This window comes from Longimicrobium sp., from assembly GCF_036399255.1.
In the GTDB taxonomy this organism is placed as follows: Bacteria; Gemmatimonadota; Gemmatimonadetes; order Longimicrobiales; family Longimicrobiaceae; genus Longimicrobium.
Genome location: NZ_DASWNM010000071.1, coordinates 1 through 17,377, shown reverse-complemented (window position 1 = coordinate 17,377; position 17,377 = coordinate 1). Strand labels below are relative to the sequence as shown.

Below are 17,377 nucleotides of genomic sequence, written 5' to 3'. Positions count from 1 at the left end.
CGGTCGCGCGCAAGCGTTTGTGTCGCTTCAGCTTCCGCGTGGGCGCTCCCTCAGGAAGTCAATTGCTCCGTAATCGCCTGCCCACTCAGACCGAGGCGGCGCCCTCCTCCACCCGGGCCGCGCCGGCCAGGGACTGCAGGGCGACGAAGGGGAGAAAGAGCCGCTCCACGCCGTGGCGCGCCATGAAGCCCAGCAGCGCATCGGGATCGCGCCTTAGCTCATCGTCCACCAGCACCAGCGTGCCGCCCGAGGTCAGCGTGGTGGCGATCTCCTGGAACGACACGTCGAAGCTGAGCGACGAAAACTGCAGCGCGTGGCGCGGCTCCGTCTCGTCCGCAAGGTGCCACGCCACCAGGTTCGCCAGCGACGCGTGCGGCATCGCCACCCCCTTGGGCGTGCCCGTGGAGCCGGAGGTGTAGAGGACGAACGCCAGGTTCGCCGGACCCGCGCCGGATTCCGGGTTCTCCGCGCGCGCCTCGTCCGCCTCCGCCGCGAGTGGGTCCACGTACATCACCCGCACGCCGTCCAGCGGGGGAAGGGCGTGGCGCAGCGCCTCCTGCGTCAGCAGCACGGGGACGGCGGAGTCGGCCGCCATGAAGGCCAGGCGCGCCGCGGGGTAGCCGGGATCCAGCGGCACGTACGCGCCCCCGGCCTTCAGCACGGCCAGCAGCGAGACGATCATCCCCGGCCCGCGCTCCAGGCAGATCCCCACCCGCACCTCGGGCCCCACGCCCGACTCCATCAGCCGGTGCGCCAGGCCGTTCGCCCGCGCGTTCAGCTGGGCGTAGGTCAGCGATTCGCCGCCGTGGACCACCGCCACGGCATCCGGCGTCCGCGCCGCCTGCGCCTCGATCATATGGTGCACGCAGGCGGGGGGATACGCCGCGTCCGTGCGATTCCACTCCTCCACCACCAGCCGCCGCTCGGCGTCATCCAGCAGATCGAGCTCCGACAGCCGCACGTCCGGATTCTCCGCGACCTGATCCAGCACACGCCGCAGGTGGCCGATCATCCGCAGCACCGTGGCGCGCTCGAAGAGGTCCGTGCTGTACTCCAGCGATCCGCTGAGCCCGCCTTCGTGCGCCGTCACTGCGAGCGTGAGATCGAACTTGCTGGTTTCCGTTCCGCCGCTGAAGCGCCGCAGCCGCACCCCGGGCAGGTCCAGCCCCGCGGGGTCGCCGTTCCCCTGGATCAGCATCACCTGGAAGAGCGGCGAGTGGCCCAGCGACCGCTCCGGCTGCAGCTCTTCCACCAGCCGCTCGAACGGGACGTCCTGGTGGTCGTACGCGCCCAGCGCGGTCTCGCGCACCCGCCGCAGCACCTCGCGGAATCCCGGGTCGCCCGACAGGTCCGTCCGCAGCACCAGCGTGTTGGTAAAGAAGCCGATCAGCCCGTCCACCTCGTGCCGCTGGCGGCCGGTGATGGGGCTGCCCACCACCACGTCGTCGCTGCCGCTGTACTTCGCCAGCAGCACCTGCAGCACGCCCAGGAGCACCATGAACGTCGTGGCGCCCTCCGCCCGGCCCAGCGCCTCCAGCCGCGCCGGCAGCTCGCCGTCAAGCTCAAACCCCTCCGTGGCGCCGCGGTGCGACTGCAGCGCGGGACGGGGATGGTCGATGGGAAGCTCCAGCAGGGCGGGCGCGCCGGCCAGCCGCCCGCGCCAGTACGCCAGCTGCCGGTCCAGCGTCTCGCCGGCCAGCTGCCGGCGCTGCCACACCGCGTAGTCGGCGTACTGCACCGCCAGCTCCGGAAGCGGCGGCCCGGCGCCGTCCAGCGCCGCCGCGTAGTACGCGGAAAGCTCGCGGAACAGGATGCCCAGGCTCCACTCGTCGCTCACCACGTGGTGCATGGACACCAGCAGCACGTGCTCCTCCGCCCCCAGCCGCAGCAGGCGCGCGCGAAAGAGCGATCCGCCCAGCAGGTCGAACGGCCGCGCCGCCTCGTCCGCCGTGCGCCGCCGCGCCTCCGCCTCGTCCGCGCCGGACAGGTCGTCCACGGGCAGGTGAAAGCCATCGTACGGGAGGATGGACACCAGCGGCGCGCCGTCCCGCTCGCGGAAGGTGGTGCGCAGCACCTCGTGCCGGCGGACGATCTCGCCCAGCGCGTGCTCCAGCGCCCGCACGTCCAGCGCGCCGTCCAGCCGCAGCGCGATGGGGACGTTGTAGAACGCGCTTCCCGGCTGCAGGCGGTCCAGAAACCAGAGCCGCTCCTGCGCGAACGAAAGCGGCAGCGCGCCGTCCCGCCCCACGGGGACCACCGGCGGCAGCGGCGGCAGCCCCGCGCGGCGCAGCGCCTCCACCCGCGCCGCCAGCTCGGAAACCGTCGCCGCGGTAAAGAAGGCGCTCAGCGGCATCCGCACGCCCAGCGTCTCCTGGACGCGCGCCAGGACGACCGTGGCGAGCAGCGAGTGCCCGCCCAGGTGAAAGAAGTTGTCGTCCACCCCCACGTGCTCCACGCGCAGCACGTCGGCCCAGATCCCGGCCAGCACCTCCTCCACCTGCGTCCGCGCCTCGGCCCCCCGCTCCTCCGCCGGGGCGGCGTCGGGCGCGGGAAGGGCGCCGCGGTCCAGCTTGCCGCTGGGCGTGTGCGGCAGTGCATCCATCCGCACGAACACGCCGGGGACCATGTACTCCGGCAGCCGCTGCCGCAGGTGCGCGCGCAGCTCCTCCGCCGGCGCGTCGCCCACCACGTACGCCGCCAGCCGCGGGTCGCCGCCATCATCCGCGCGCGCCACCACGGCGCAGTCGGCCACGGCGGGATGGCGGCGGAGCACGGACTCGATCTCCCCCGGCTCCACGCGGAATCCACGCACCTTTACCTGCTGGTCCAGCCGGCCCAGGTACTCCAGCGTCCCGTCCGCCCGCCACCGCACCCGGTCCCCCGTGCGGTACATCCGCCCGCCCGCCTGCTCGCCGAAGGGATCGGGGATGAAGCGCGCGGCGGTGAGGGAGGGACGGCCCAGGTAGCCGCGCGCCAGCCCCTGTCCGGCGAGGAACAGCTCGCCCGCGACGCCGGCCGGCACCAGGCGCAGCGCGGGATCCAGCACGTACGCCCGCGAGTTGGGGAGCGGGCGCCCGATGCTGGCGGGCGCGCCCGCGCGGCGCAGCGCAAAGGTGCTGAAGGTGGTGTCTTCGGACGGACCGTAGACGTCGTAGACGCGCTCCACGCCGCGCGCGTACAGCGCATCCACCAGCTCCGCGGACAGCGCCTCGCCGCCCAGGCTTACCGTGCGCACGCCGGAGGGAAGACCGTCCGTCTTGAGCAGCGCGGCCATGGCGGAGGGAACGGTGTCGATCAGCCGCACCTGGTCCGCCGCGGCGGACGCGGGCAGGGCCAGCACGTTCTCCACCAGGATCACCCGCCCGCCGCGGGTGAGCGGCGCGAACAGCTCGAACACCGACATGTCGAAGGACGTGGACGTGGACGCCAGCATCCCCCCCAGCTCCTCGGCGGAGAAGACGCTCCACGCCCAGGCCAGCATCGCCACGGCGCTCCCGTGCTCGATGGCCACGCCCTTGGGGACGCCCGTGCTCCCCGAGGTGTAGATGAGGTACGCCAGCCCGCGCGGCTGCGCGCCGCCATCGAAATCCTCCGCCCCTTCCCGCGCGATCTCCTCCGCGGCCGCGTCCACGCTCACCACCCGCACGCCGTCGCGCACGGGGAGCGACTCGCGCAGCGCGTCCTGCGTCACCAGCACCGCCATCCCCGAATCGGCCAGCATGAAGGCCGTCCGCTCCGCGGGCCAGGCGGGGTCCAGCGGGACGTACGCACCGCCCGCCTTGAGCACGGCGAGCATGGAAACCACCATCTCCGTCCCCCGCGCCTGGCAGATCCCCACGCGCGTCTCGGGCCCCACGCCCAGGCGCCGCAGGTGGCGCGCGAGGCGGTTGGCCCGCGCGTTCAGGGCGCCATAGCCCAGCGCCTCCGCCTCGTGCACCAGCGCCACGGCGTTCGGCGTGCGCGCGGCCTGCGCTTCGAACAACTGGTGGATGCACCGGTCCGCGGGATACGCGGCATCCGTCCCGCTCCACGCCCCCAGCAGCTGCCGCCGCTCGCCGTCATCCAGCAGATCGAGATCGGAGAGCCGCGGATCCGCATCCCCCGAGACCTGCTCCAGCACGCGCGTCAGGTGCCCCAGCATCCGCTCGATGGTGGCGCGCTCCCACAGGTCCGTGGCGTACGTCAGCGATCCGCCCAGGCCACCCTCGTGCTGGGCCAGCATCAGCGACAGGTCGAACATCGCCGTGCCGATCTCCGCCTCCACGCCCGTCGTGCGCAACCCCGGCAGCTCGCCCCCGGAGGCGTCCGCGTTCTGCAGCGCGAACAGCACCTGGAAGAGCGGCGAGTGGCCCAGCGACCGCTCCGGCTGCAGCTCCGCCACCAGCTTTTCGAAGGGAAGCTCCTGGTGCTCGTACGCGCCCAGCGTGGCATCGCGCACGCGGCGCAGCACCTCGCGAAAGGAGGGATCGCCGCCCAGGTCCGTCCGCACCACCAGCGTGTTGACGAAGAAGCCGATCAGCCCCTCCACCTCCCGCCGTGTGCGCCCCGCGACCGGGCTGCCCACCACCACGTCGTCCGTCCCGGCGTACTTCGAGAGAAGGACCGAAAAGGCGGCCAGCAGCACCATGTAGAGCGATGCGCCCTCGCCGCGCCCCAGCGCCTCCAGCCGCGCCAGCAGGCCGGCGGATAGATCCACCGGCACCTGTGCGCCGCGGTACGACTGCACGGCGGGGCGGCGATGGTCCGTGGGCAGCTCCAGCAGCGCGGGGGCGCCGGCCATCCGCTCGCGCCAGTACGCCATGTGCCGCTCCAGCACGTCGCCGCGCAGGTGCTCGCGCTCCCATACCGCGTGGTCGGCGTACTGCACCGGAAGCTCCGCCAGCGGCGACGGACGCCCCTCGCGGAAGGCGCCGTAGAGGGCGGACAGCTCGCGGAAGAGCACGCCCATGCTCCACCCGTCCGTCACCACGTGATGCAGGCAAACCAGCAGCACGTGGTCGTCGTTCGCCAGCCGCAGCAGCCGCGCGCGGAAGAGCGGACCGGCGGCCAGGTCGAACGGCCGCGCCGCATCCGCCGCGGCACGCCGCCGCACCTCCGCCTCGCGCGCCGCATCGTCCAGCGACGCGAGGTCATCCACCGGCAGCGCAAAGCCGGAGAAGGGCGCAATCACCTGCACCGGCGCGCCATCCACCACCGCGAACGTGGTCCGCAGCGCCTCGTGCCGGCGGACGATCTCGGCCAGCGCGCGCTCCAGCGCATCCGCATCCAGCGCACCTTGCAGGCGCAGCGCGGCGGGAACGTTGTAGACGGAGCCGCCCGGCTGCAGCCGGTCCACCAGCCAGAGCCGCTCCTGCGCAAAGGAGAGCGGAAGCGCGCCGGTCCGATCCGCCGCAACGACCGGCGGCAGCGCGGGGAGCTCCGCGCGGCGCAACCCTTCGATCGCCTCCGCCAGCTGCGCCAGCGTGGGCGCCTCGAACAGCGTGCGCACCGTGGGCTGCACGCGGAACGCCGCGCGGACGCGGGAGATCACCCGTGTGGCGAGGAGCGAGTGGCCGCCCAGCAGGAAGAAGTCGCCGTCCGCGCTCACCCGCTCCAGCCCCAGCACCTCGGCCCAGATCCCCGCCAGCACCTCTTCCGTCTGCGTGCGCGGGGCCACGTGCTCCGCCGCGGCCGGGTCCGGCTCCGGCAGCGCGCGGCGGTCCACCTTGCCGTTGGTGTTCAGCGGAAGCCGGTCCAGCGTCACGAAGGCGCCCGGCACCATGAAGTCGGGCAGGGTGCGCCGCAGGTGCGCGCGGAACACCTCCGCGTCCCCCTCCCCCGCCACGTACGCCACCAGCCGCAAGCCTCCGTCAGCGTCCGCACGCGCCACGACGGCGCAATCGGTGACGCCGGGGTGCCGCCGCAGCGCCGCCTCGATCTCGCCGGTCTCGATGCGAAAGCCGCGGATCTTTACCTGCCCGTCCAGGCGCCCCAGGAACTCCAGCGTGCCGTCCGCCCGCCACCGCGCCCGGTCGCCCGTGCGGTACATCCGCGCGCCGGGCGCCGCCGAAAAGGGATCGGGAATGAAGCGCTCCGCCGTGAGCGCGGAGCGGCCCAGGTAGCCGCGGGCCACGCCGTGGCCGCCCACGTACAGCTCGCCCGGCAGCCCCACCGGCAGCGGCTCCAGCCCGCCCCCCAGCACGAACGCCGACGAGTTCGCCACCGGCCGGCCGATGGACAGCGCCGTCGCCTCCTCCGCCACGTCGCGCACCCGCCAGGTGGTGCTGAAGGTGGTGTTTTCCGTGGGCCCGTACGCGTTCACCATCCGCTCCGGCCCGCCGGCCGCGAGCACCGCCCGCGCCGCCGCCGCGTCCGCCGCCTCGCCGCCGAACAGCACCGCGCGCAGCGAGCCGAAGGCGCCCGGCCGCTCCCGCGCCACCTGGTTGAAGAGCGCGGTGGTGAGCATCAACACCGTGATGCCGCCGTCCCGCACCGCCGCCTCCAGCCGCTCCGGCGCCAGCACCACCTCTTTGGGGATGCCGACCAGCGCCGCCCCGTTCAGCAGCGCGCCCCACACCTCGAACGTCGCCGCGTCGAAAACGGGGGTGGATGCCTGCCCCACCCGGTCGTCCGGGCCGATGCGCAGGTAGTCCGTCTCCACCACCAGGCGGACGACGCCGCGGTGTTCGATCCCCACCCCCTTGGGCGTCCCCGTGCTGCCGGAGGTGTAGATGACGTGCGCCAGGCTCCGCGGCCCCGTCTCGATTGCCGGGTTCTCCGCGCGCTCCGCCGCGATCCGCGCCGCGTCGCCGTCCACGCGGACGATGCGGATTCCTTCGGCGGCGGGGAGGGAGGTGCGCAGCGAATCCTGCGTCACCAGCACCTCCACGCCCGCATCCGCCAGCATGAAGGCCAGCCGCTCCGCGGGATAGTCCGGCTCCAGCGGCACGTACGCCGCGCCCGCCTTGAGCACCGCGAGCATGGCGACCACCATCTCCGCGCCGCGCTCCAGGCAGATCCCCACCCGCGCCTCGGGCCCCACGCCCGCGCGGACCAGGTGGTGCGCCAGCCGGTTGGCACGCTGGTTCAACTCGCCGTACGTGAGCGACGCGTCGTGAAAGAGGGCGGCGGGGGCGTCCGGCGTCCGCGCCGCGTGGGCCTCGAACAGCGCCGGAATCCCCGCGTCCGCGGGATACGCCGTCGCGGTGCGGTTCCAGTCCTCCACCACGCTGCGCCGCTCGAAGGCGCCCGCCAGCTCCAGCCGCGAAAGGCGCACGTCCGGGCCGGCGGCGATCCCCTCCAGCACGCGCCGCAGGTGGACGGCCATCCGCTCGATGGTGCCGCGGTCGAAGAGGTCCGTGCTGTACTCGATCGATCCGCCCAGGCCCCCGTCGCGGACGTCCAGCGACAGGGTGAGGTCGAACTTGCTGGTCCCGCTCTCCGGGTCCAGCGCCAGCCCCTTCATCCCCGGCAGCTCGTCGCCGGACGCGGCGGGAGGATCCAGCGTGAACATCACCTGCACCAGCGGGGCGTACCGCAGCGACCGCTCGGGCCGCAGCTCCGCCACCACCCGCTCGAAGGGCACGTCCTGGTTGGAGTACGCGCCGATCGCCGTCGCGCGCACCCGCCGCAGCACCTCGCGGAACGAGGGATCGCCGGAGAGGTCCGTCCGCAGCGCCACCGTGTTGACGAAAAAGCCGATCAGGTCCTCCGTCGCCGGCCGGGTGCGCCCCGCGACGGGGCTCCCCACCACCACGTCGTCGCTGCCGCTGTACTTGGCCAGCAGGACCTGAAAGGCACCCAGCAGCACCATGTGCAGCGTGGCCCCCTCGCCGCGCCCCAGCGCCTCCAGGCGGTCGGCCAGCCCGCCGCGCATGTCCAGCTCGTACGAATTTCCGCGGTACGACTGCGCGGCGGGGCGCGGGTGGTCGGTGGGCAGCTCCAGCAGGGGCGGCGCGTCCCCCAGCCGCTCGCGCCAGTACGCCAGCTGCTTTTCCAGCGTGCTCCCCTGCATCCGCTGGCGCTGCTGCTCGGCGTAGTCGGCGTACTGAAAGCGCGGCTCCGGCAGCGGCGAGGGCCGGCCCTGGCGAAACGCCTGGTACAGCTCCGCCAGCTCGCGCCCCATCACCCCGATGCTCCACCCGTCGCTGACGATGTGGTGCATGCACAGCAGCAGCACGTGCTCCTCGGGCTCAATCCTTAGCAGCCGCGCGCGAAAGAGCGGGCCGGTCGTCAGGTCGAACGGCCGCGCCGCCTCTTCCGCCGCGATCCGCCGCACCTGCGCGGCGTCCGCCCCGGGATGCTCCTCCACCGGCAGGGTAAAGCCGCCGAAGGGGGCGATCACCTGCACCGGCGATCCGTCCGCCTCGGCGAAGACGGTGCGCAGCGACTCGTGCCGGCGCAGCAGCTCGCCCACGGCGCGCTCCAGCGCCCGCGCGTCCATCACGCCGGGAACGCGCAGCATCACGGGAAGGTTGTAGGCCGTGCCGGCGCCGTGCACGCGGTCCAGCAGCCACAGCCGCTCCTGCGCGAACGACGCCGGCGCCGTGCGCGTCCTGTGGATGCGCTCGGCCAGCATGCGGCGCAGCAGCGCCTGCTTTTCGCCGCGCGAAAGGGTGGCGGCCTCCGGAGGCACCGTCATCGCAACGTCCCGTTCTCCGGTTCCCCGGCAAGAAGGCGGTCCAGCTCCTCGTCCGACATCTCGTCCAGCGTGGCCAGCAGCAGGTGGGGGCTGGATGCGTCGCTCACCGCCGGCTCCGCCTGCCGGCCGCCGGCGCCGTGGAACCCGGCCACCTGGCTCTGCGCCTCTTCCTCCGTCATCCCGTCCAGCTCGAGCAGGATGGCCTCGTTGATGAGCTCGGCCAGCCCGGCGATGGTGGGCGCCTCGAAGATGGCGGGGAGCGGCAGCTCCACGTGAAAGAGCGTCCGCACGCGCGAAACCAGCTGCATGGCCAGCAGCGAGTGGCCGCCCAGCTGAAAGAAGTCGTCGCGCACGCCGATCTCGCCGATGCCGAACAGCTCGCGCCACACGCCGGCCAGGCTCTCCTCGGCGGGGTCCGCGGGGGCCTCGTAATCCGTCCGCAGCGCCGGGCGCGGGTGCAGCGCCTCGGCCTCCGCGTCGTCCCGCACCGCGCCCGACGCGGGGCGCGCGGCCGGGGCGGCGGGGTCGCGCGGGGTCACCAGCACGCGCGGCTCGCCGGCCAGCGCGGCCAGGCGCCCAAAGGCGCGCACCCCCTGCGCGGGAAGGATCCCCTCCCCCGCCGCGTCGCCGCCGTCGCCGTCCACCCGCCAGCGGTCCCAGGCGACGCTGGTCCAGCGGCCACCCTCCGCCGCCGCCCGCTGCGCCCACGCGTCCACCAGCGCGAACGCCGCCGCGGCCGCGCCCACGCCCGTGCCGCCGGACGCGGGGACCAGGGAGCTCTGCAGGTGGATGAAGTCCAGCTCCACGCCGTCCGTGGCCGCCCGCAGCGCGGACAGCTCGCGCGCCAGCCGGGCCCACTCCGCCGCCGCGTGCCCCGCCGGCGCCTGCGCCAGCGGCGTGTACCCCGCCGCCTCGCCCAGCCCCGGCGCGTGCACGACGCCGTCCAGCCCGCCGAGCTCGTCCGCCGCGCGCGCCACCGCCGCCCGCAGCGCCTCCGCGTCGTCCAGCGGGGCGCGCAGCAGCAGCGGCGCCATCCCGTGCTCCTCCGCGCCGCGCAGCCAGGCGATGGTGTGCACCAGGGGGTCCAGGCGCGACGCGGCGGACTCCAGCCGCGCATCCCACTCGCCGCGCTCCGGCAGCGCGGGGTCCACCACCAGCGCCAGCCGCGCGCCCAGGGTGACGGCCAGGTGCTCCATCAGCACCCACCCGGCGGAAGTCAGCGCGCCGGAAAAGAGGTAGGCGCCGCCCTGCTTCAATCCGCTGGCGTCCAGCGGCAGGTGCGCCGCCTCCCAGCTGCGCACCCAGCGCACGGGCCCGCGCAGCGCCGCCTCCGTCTCCGCCGCGTCCGCCGTGACCTCCGCGAGCAGCTGGTCGGCCAGCCGCTCCGCACCGCCGGGCCGCAGGCGGACGTCCACCGTGCGGCAGAGGGCGTGCGGATGCTCGCGCGGCAGCACCGCGCAGGCGCCCAGCACCGTCGCCCGGGCGGGATCGACCGATTCCCCGCCGGCCACGTCCTGCACGCCCTCCGTCACCACCGTCAGCCGCAGGGGATCGGCGGAATCCGCCGCGAACGCCGCCGCGATCGCCGCCACGCTGCCGTAGCCGCGCGCCTGCGCCCGCTCGGGTGCGTCCGGGGCGTCCGCATCCACCGGATCGATCCCCCACAGCAGCACCACGTGGCCCGGGCGCGCGTCCGACGCGTCCAGCGCCTCGCGCAGGGCGGCCAGGTCCGCGGCGTGGCCGGGGCGCACGGTGTAGGCGCTGTCGCCCACGCGGGCGAAGCGCTCGCCCGGCTCCGCCAGCGCGACCGTGTGGCCTCGCGTGCGCAGCCGGCTCGCCAGCCGTGCGCCCACGCCCGCCTCGTCCGCCAGCACCAGCCAGCTCCCCGCTTCCACGCCGGGGTTGATGACGAGCGGCGCGCGCTTCCACGCGGGGACGTGCAGGTGGTCGCCGGGGATCGCCGTGCGGACGGCGGACGCCGCCGCGCCGGTGGGGCGGTCGATCCAGTGGCGGCGGCGCTCGAAGGGATAGGTGGGCAGGGGGACGCGACGCAGACGCTCGTGCGCGTGCACGGCGGTCCAGTCGATCGCCACCCCCGCCGCCCACAGCCGCCCCGCCGCGCCGAGGAGATGGGCGGTGTCCGGCTGGCGCTCGTACGCGTGGCGCATGGAGGCGACGACGGCGGGCTGGTCATCCCCCCAGACGGTCAGCTGCGAGGCCAGCATCCGCAGCCCGTGGCCGGGGCCCGTCTCCAGCAGCACGCGGATGCCGCCGCGGGCCAGCGTCTCCACGCCGTCGCTGAAGCGGACGGTGCTCGTCAGGTGGCGCGCCCAGTAGGTGGGGTCCGTAGCCTGCGCCGCGGTGATCCACCGCCCGGTGACGCTGCTGCAGAACGGCAGCGTGGGCTCGTGCAGGCGCATCCCGCGCAGCAGCCCGGAGAGCCGCTCGGCCACGGGCTCCATCATCGACGAATGAAAGGCGTGCTGCAGCGGCAGGCGCCGCCAGACGATGCCGCGCGCCTCCATCTCCGCCTGCACCTCCTCCAGCTCCGCCACGGGACCGGAAAAGACGGTGATCGACGGCCCGTTCAGCGCGCCGATGCACAGCCCGCCGCGCAGGTAGGCGCTCGCCTCCTCCGGCGGCAGGTTGACGCCCATCATCCCCCCGGGCGGCATCTCGGCCACCAGGCGCGCGCGCTCCGCCGTCAGTGCCAGCGCGTCTTCCAGCGACCACACGCCGGCCACGGTGGCGGCCACGTACTCGCCCAGCGAGTGGCCCACCATGGCCGCGGGCTGCACCCCCCACGACATCCACAGCCGCGCCAGCGCGTACTCGGTCACGAACAGCGCCGGCTGCGCCAGCCGCGTGACGTTCAGTTCCTGGCCCGGATCGTCCGGCGCGGCGCCGGCGCGGCCCAGCATGGTGCGCAGGTCGATGGACTGCGCGGCGCTCTCGCCCTCCGCCGGGCCGTCGCCGGGGTACAGGACCTCGCGCAGGTCCACGCCCAGGATGGGGCGCAGGATCTCGGCGCACCGGTCCACCGTCTCGCGAAAGACCGGCTCCGACTGGTACAGCCCGCGTCCCATCCCCGGGTAGTGGCTCCCCAGGCCGGGAAACAGGAAGGCCACCGGCCGCGCGCCCTCCGGCGCGATGCCGCTGACGACGCGGTCCGCCGCGCGCGCCTCCAGCGCGTCCGCCGCCTCCGCGCCCGTGCGGGCCACCAGCGCGCGGCGGTGCTCGAAGGCGCGCCGCCCCGCCTGCAGCGTCCAGGCGACGTCGCACAGCGCCTGCTCCGGGTGCGCGCGCAGGTGCGCCGCCAGCCGGTCCGTGGCCGCGTCCAGCGCCGCCGGCGTCCGCGCGGAGAGCGTCAGCAGGTGCCAGGGACGCGCGGGCGTCGACGGCCGGGGCGCGGGCGCCTGCTCCAGCACCACGTGCGCATTCGTCCCCCCGATGCCGAACGACGACACGCCGGCGCGCCGCGGCGTCCGCGCGTCCCCCGCCCAGGGGCGCAGCTCGGTGTTGACGAAGAAGGGCGACGACGCGAAGTCGATCTGGGGATTGGGCGCCGTGTAGTGCAGCGACGGGGGGATCTCGCCGCGCTCCACCGCCAGCGTGGCCTTGATGAGCCCCGTGGCGCCGGCCGCCGCGTCCAGGTGGCCCACGTTGGTCTTTACCGACCCCAGCGCGCAGAACTGCCTGCGCCGCGTGTCGCCGAACGCCTGGGTGAGCGCGGCCACCTCGATGGGATCGCCCAGCGCGGTGCCGCTGCCGTGCGCCTCCACGTAGCCCACGGTCTCGGGATCCACGCCGCCCACGTCCAGCGCCTCCTGGATCACCGCCGCCTGCCCGTCCACGCTGGGCGCGGTAAAGCCCACCTTCTGCGCACCGTCGTTGTTGATGGCGCTGCCGCGGATGACCGCGCGGATGGTGTCGCCGTCCGCCAGCGCGTCATCCAGCCGCTTGAGCACCACCAGGCCGATGCCGTCGCCGCCCACGAGCCCGGCCGCGTCTTCGCTGAAGGCGCGGCAGTGGCCGTCGGGGGATGCGATGCCGCCCGGCGTGTACATGTAGCCCGGCGAGCACGTGCGGATGGAGGCGCCGCCCGCCACCGCCACGTCGCACTCGCCGGCGGCCAGCGCCTGGCACGCCACGTGGACGGCGACCAGGCCGGTGGAGCAGGCGGTGTGCACGTTGACCGCCGGGCCGCGCAGGTTCAGCCGGTGCGCGGCGTGGGTGGCCAGGTAGTCGCGGCCGTTGGCCAGGCTCAGCTGAAAGACGCCCAGGGCGTCCACCAGGTCGGGTCGGGCCAGCACGTGCGAGAGGTAGTCGTTCCCCGGCGCGCCGGCGTAGATGCCCACGGTGCCGGTGCCGGGCTCCTGCCCCGCGTTCTCCAGCGCCTCCCAGGCGGTTTCCAGCAGCACGCGGTGCTGGGGATCCATCACGTCCGCCTCGCGCGGGGTGAACCCGAAGAAGGCGGAGTCGAAGCGGTCGGCGTCCTCGATCAATCCCCCCGCACGGACGAAGGAGGGATCGCGCAGCAGCCGGGGATCCACCCCGGCCGCCAGCGCCTCGTCCTCGCTGAAGAAGGTGATGGAGTGCACCCCTTCGCGCAGGTTGCTCCAGAACCGCTCCACGTCTCGCGCGCCGGGAAATCGCCCCGCCATCCCGATGATGGCGATGGCCGCGGCCTGCTCGGGCACCGTATCGAATCCGTCGCTCATCGGTCGTCGTCCTCTCGGTTGGTTCGGTCATCCGTTCCCCGCCCCGCCGTGCGCAGGGCCAGCGCACGACGCCGGGCCGCGCGCTCGCTGCCGCGCCGCGGCGCCGGGGCGGCCCGCCCGGCGTCCAGGTGCTCGGAAAGGGTGGCCACGGTGGGAAAGCGGAACAGGTCCACCACCGGCACCTGCACCCCCATCCGCTCGCGGATGCGGGCCTGCAGCTTCAGCAGCAGCAGCGAGTGGCCGCCCAGCTGAAAGAAGCCGTGGTCGCGCCCCACCCGCTCCACGCGCAGCACCTCGGCCCAGATCTCCGCCATCTGCGCTTCCACCGGCGTGCGCGGCGCCACGTACAGGTCTTCCACCCGCGCCAGCTCCGGCGCGGGAAGGGCGCGGCGGTCCAGCTTGCCGCTGGGCGTCAGCGGCAGCCGGTCCAGGAAGACGAAGGCGCTGGGCACCATGTGCTCCGGCAGTCCGCGGCGCAGGTGGTCGCGCAGCTCGTCCGCGGGTGCCTGGCCGGCCACGTACGCCACCAGCCGCCGGTCGCCGGGCACGTCCTCGCGGGCGACCACGGCGCAGTCGCGCACGTCCTCCCGCTGGCGCAGCACCGTCTCGATCTCGCCCGGCTCCACGCGGTATCCGCGGATCTTGAGCTGCTGGTCGGCGCGTCCCAGGTACTCCAGCTCGCCGTCGCCCCTCCAGCGCGCGCGGTCGCCGGTGGCGTAGATGCGCGCGCCCGGCTCGGGGCCGAAGGGGCTGGGGATGAAGCGCTCCGCCGTAAGCCGCGGCCGCCCCAGGTATCCGCGCGCCACCTGCGCACCGCCGATGTACAGCTCGCCCGCCACCCCGATGGGCACGGGCCGGAGCGTACGGTCCAGCACGTACACGCGCATGTTGGGCACGGGGCGCCCGATCGGCGGCAGCAGCCCCCACTCCGCCGAGCGGGCGGAGAGCGCGTGCGCCGTGGCCACGTGCGTCTCCGTTGGCCCGTAGTGGTTGTGCAGGCGGCACCCGGGAGTGCCTTCGATGAGCGCGGCGATCTGCGGCGTGGCCACCAGCTGCTCGCCCGCCGTGATCACCTCGCGTAGCGCGAGTGGCGTGGTCATGCGTACATCCGGTTCCTGGGGCTCATGGCTGCGTTCTACGTCAATTTAGTCCTGAATAGTGATGTGCGTGCGACAAACCGTCCCCTGCCGGGAACGGCATCGCGCAGTCGCACTCACGTCCCGGAATGATCTACGGTGCCGGCACCGATCCGGATGCCGATCCACGGACCCGGATCATCCCGTTATCCATTTCGCGCCTATTACGCCATCTTGCAAGCTGCACCTGTAGAGTGTAACACTTGTACAGGTTCAGGCAAAGACGTGGAACCAGAATGCGTATCAGTCTACGCCAAACTGCCTCAACTCGTCTACAAGTAGTAACCTGAGTGGATTGCGGGGGCAAGTGTCTGATCAGCGGTTCTCTGAACAAGCACGCTGGTGGACGGGAACCCTATGTAGATGTTTACATTATTTTACCGCCATAATTATCCGATTAAGCGCGTGACTGCTGGGGGAACTCATCACCACTGCTCGGATGGATGACGGACTTTACGGAAGGTTGCACTCAGGACGGAGAAGGTGCGCGGACGCGGCGAAACACTCTACACACAATTTCCCGTAAAGAGCTAGTGCGCACCAAAGAGGTCGGGACAGCCGAACAACTGATCTACAGGTTGGGGTGCAGAAGGACGGTATCCGAATCCCGGAGAGGAGCACGTAATTACGGGTCCGGCGGACGGTGTCATTCTGAGTGGGTGTTGCTAACCCCCCCAGAATCACAAAGAAGCGATGACTTCCTGAGGGAGCGCACCACGTGTAACCTGCTTCCACACAACCGTCTGCGCGCGACCGAAGGACCTGCTCTCCGGCGAGGCGGGGCCGGCTTCATGCCGCGGGACCAGCGCCGTCGTTCTGCCGGCGGGGTCCTTCGGTCGGCGCGAAGGTGCAGTGTACAAGCGAGGTACGGGGTGGCGCCTCCCTCAGGAAGTCAATCACGCTGGGAGGTTTGGCAACACCCTCTGAGGCTGAGGAAGGCGCCGCTGCGGGCCGTCCCGGAACGCACAGCAGCCCTGTGCGCCGACCGAAGAATCTTCCGGATGGGCGCACGGTCCCGACGGCTACGATGGGTTTCGGCGCGAGAGGCCGCCCGTTCCCGAAGGAGATTCTTCGGTCGGCGCCACGGCCTTGGAGTGTGAAGACGGTTTGGGGCGGCGCCCTCAGAATGACACGGTGATCATCCGGACGCAGTGTCTTGCGGATCCGCTCCTCCGTGGCCGTACTCCTTGATCTTCTGCTACTCCCCGGCCTTGGAGCGCTGCGCGAAGTCGCGGGCCACGTCCGCCAGCGTCACCTCGCCAAAGCGGCTCAGGAGCAGCGCCTCCGCCTCGTGCAGCGCATCGGAAAGCGTGCTGTTGACCGCCTTTTCCACCAGGCACTCCGGGTGGTCCACCGCCAGGCGAATGGCGAACAGGGTGGGATCGTCCAGGGCGCGGTAGATGTCGAGCAGGGTGATGTCGCCGAGGTCGCGGGCCAGCACCCATCCGCCCCCGTGCCCCTTTTCGGAGCGCACGTAGCCCTGGTCCCGCAGCCCGGCCATCGTCCGGCGCACCACCACGGGATTGGTGTTCAGCAGCTGCGCCAGCGACTCGGACGTGGCGGCCCCCTCGTGCAGCTCCATGTGGATCAGCGCGTGGAGCATGCGCGAGAGCCGGCTGTCGCTCCTCATCGATCCACCCGCCGTCCATCGCCGCCGGCGCACCCGGAGCGAGTCTCGTAACTAAAAGGGTTGCGTGATATCGTCATCGTCCCCATCTTTGGCATCGTGCAGGTCACTGAAGCATGGCATCCGCCAGTGAATGTAACATCTGGGGATACGTGAGAGGAAGCCACACCGGAGAGGAGAGGCCAATGACGTACGACGCAATCATCATCGGGGGGAGCTTTGCGGGGCTGACGGCGGCCATGATGCTGGCCCGCGCCCGCCGGCCCATCCTGGTCATCGACGCGGGCGCGCCGCGCAACCGGTTCGCCTCGCACTCGCACGGCGTGCTGGCGCAGGACGGACGGTCCGGCGGCGAGATCCTGGCGGACGCGCGCGCCCAGCTGGCCGCCTACCCCACCGTCACCCTGCTGCAGGGCACCGTGGTCGAAGCCACGGGCCGGGACGGCGCATTCTCCGTGCGCACCGCGGACGGCGCCGTGGCGGAGGGGCGCAAGCTGCTGCTGGCGACGGGCGTGGCCGACACGCTTCCCGACATCCCCGGGCTGGCGGAGCGCTGGGGCAAGACCGTGCTGCACTGCCCGTACTGCCACGGCTACGAGATCGGCGGCGGCTCCATCGGCGTGCTGGCGACGCTGCCCGGGTCCGCGCGCCTGGCCGGGATCGTCGCGGACTGGGGGGACGTCACCTTTTTCGCCAACGGCGGGCCGCAGCCGGACGACGAGGAGCGGGCGATGCTGGAGCGCCGCAAGGTGCGCATCGAGCCCGCGCCGGTCGCCGCGGTGGAAGGTCCGGGCGTGGAGATGGAGGGCATTCGCCTGGAGGATGGCCGGCTGGTGCCCGTGCGTGCGCTGTTCGTCCCCTCGTTCATGCGGATGGCCAGCCCGCTGGCGGAGGCGCTGGGGTGCGCGTTCGACGAGACGCCGGCCGGCACCCTCATCCGCACCGACACGATGAAGCTGACCACCGTCCCCGGCGTGTACGCCGCCGGCGACGCCGCGTACGGGCCGGGCAACATCACGCTCGCTTCCGCGGACGGCGTGCGGGCCGGCATGGGCCTGCACCACGCGCTGATCGCGGACGATTGATGCGAAAATCCTGAAAAGACTTGTTCTCACCCAGAGGGCACAGAGGCGGTAGCAGCCCCATTGTTCAGTGATAGACCGACAGGGTGAGGAATTCGGTCCACGACCAGACGTGGTCGCTCAACCCGATGGCCATCGCCGGCGAGCGCCGAACGTAGCGCCGCCCGCCCGGAAGACCTGTCCGCTCCTGA

General features: G+C 73.0%; 5 protein-coding genes. 1 reads left to right on the top strand and 4 read right to left on the bottom strand.

Annotated features, from left to right (window positions below):
- Nucleotides 1–85 precede the first annotated feature (85 nt).
- The 4 genes from VGC13_RS11135 to VGC13_RS11120 form a co-directional block, all read right to left on the bottom strand.
- Nucleotides 86–8,620 carry an amino acid adenylation domain-containing protein gene (locus tag VGC13_RS11135; protein WP_331125329.1) on the bottom strand — a complete coding sequence of 2,845 codons (8,535 nt, stop codon included), beginning with the start codon at nt 8,618–8,620 and terminating at the stop codon, nt 86–88.
- Nucleotides 8,617–13,341: a type I polyketide synthase gene (locus VGC13_RS11130; protein WP_331125328.1), complete on the bottom strand. Its 4,725-nt coding sequence runs from the start codon at nt 13,339–13,341 to the stop codon at nt 8,617–8,619. Before VGC13_RS11130 ends, VGC13_RS11135 begins: the two co-directional genes overlap by 4 nt.
- Entirely contained in the window at nt 13,338–14,441 is a 1,104-nt protein-coding gene (locus VGC13_RS11125) for a non-ribosomal peptide synthetase (protein ID WP_331125327.1), read from the bottom strand. Before VGC13_RS11125 ends, VGC13_RS11130 begins: the two co-directional genes overlap by 4 nt.
- 1,234 nt (nt 14,442–15,675) lie before the next feature.
- Entirely contained in the window at nt 15,676–16,107 is a 432-nt protein-coding gene (locus VGC13_RS11120; RefSeq protein ID WP_331125326.1) for an Rrf2 family transcriptional regulator, read from the bottom strand.
- A 182-nt stretch (nt 16,108–16,289) separates the two neighbouring features.
- Between VGC13_RS11120 and VGC13_RS11115 the strand changes: the two genes are divergently transcribed.
- Complete coding sequence (locus VGC13_RS11115) at nt 16,290–17,189, top strand: NAD(P)/FAD-dependent oxidoreductase (RefSeq protein ID WP_331125325.1); 900 nt, start codon at nt 16,290–16,292, stop codon at nt 17,187–17,189.
- Nucleotides 17,190–17,377: the final 188 nt, after the last annotated feature.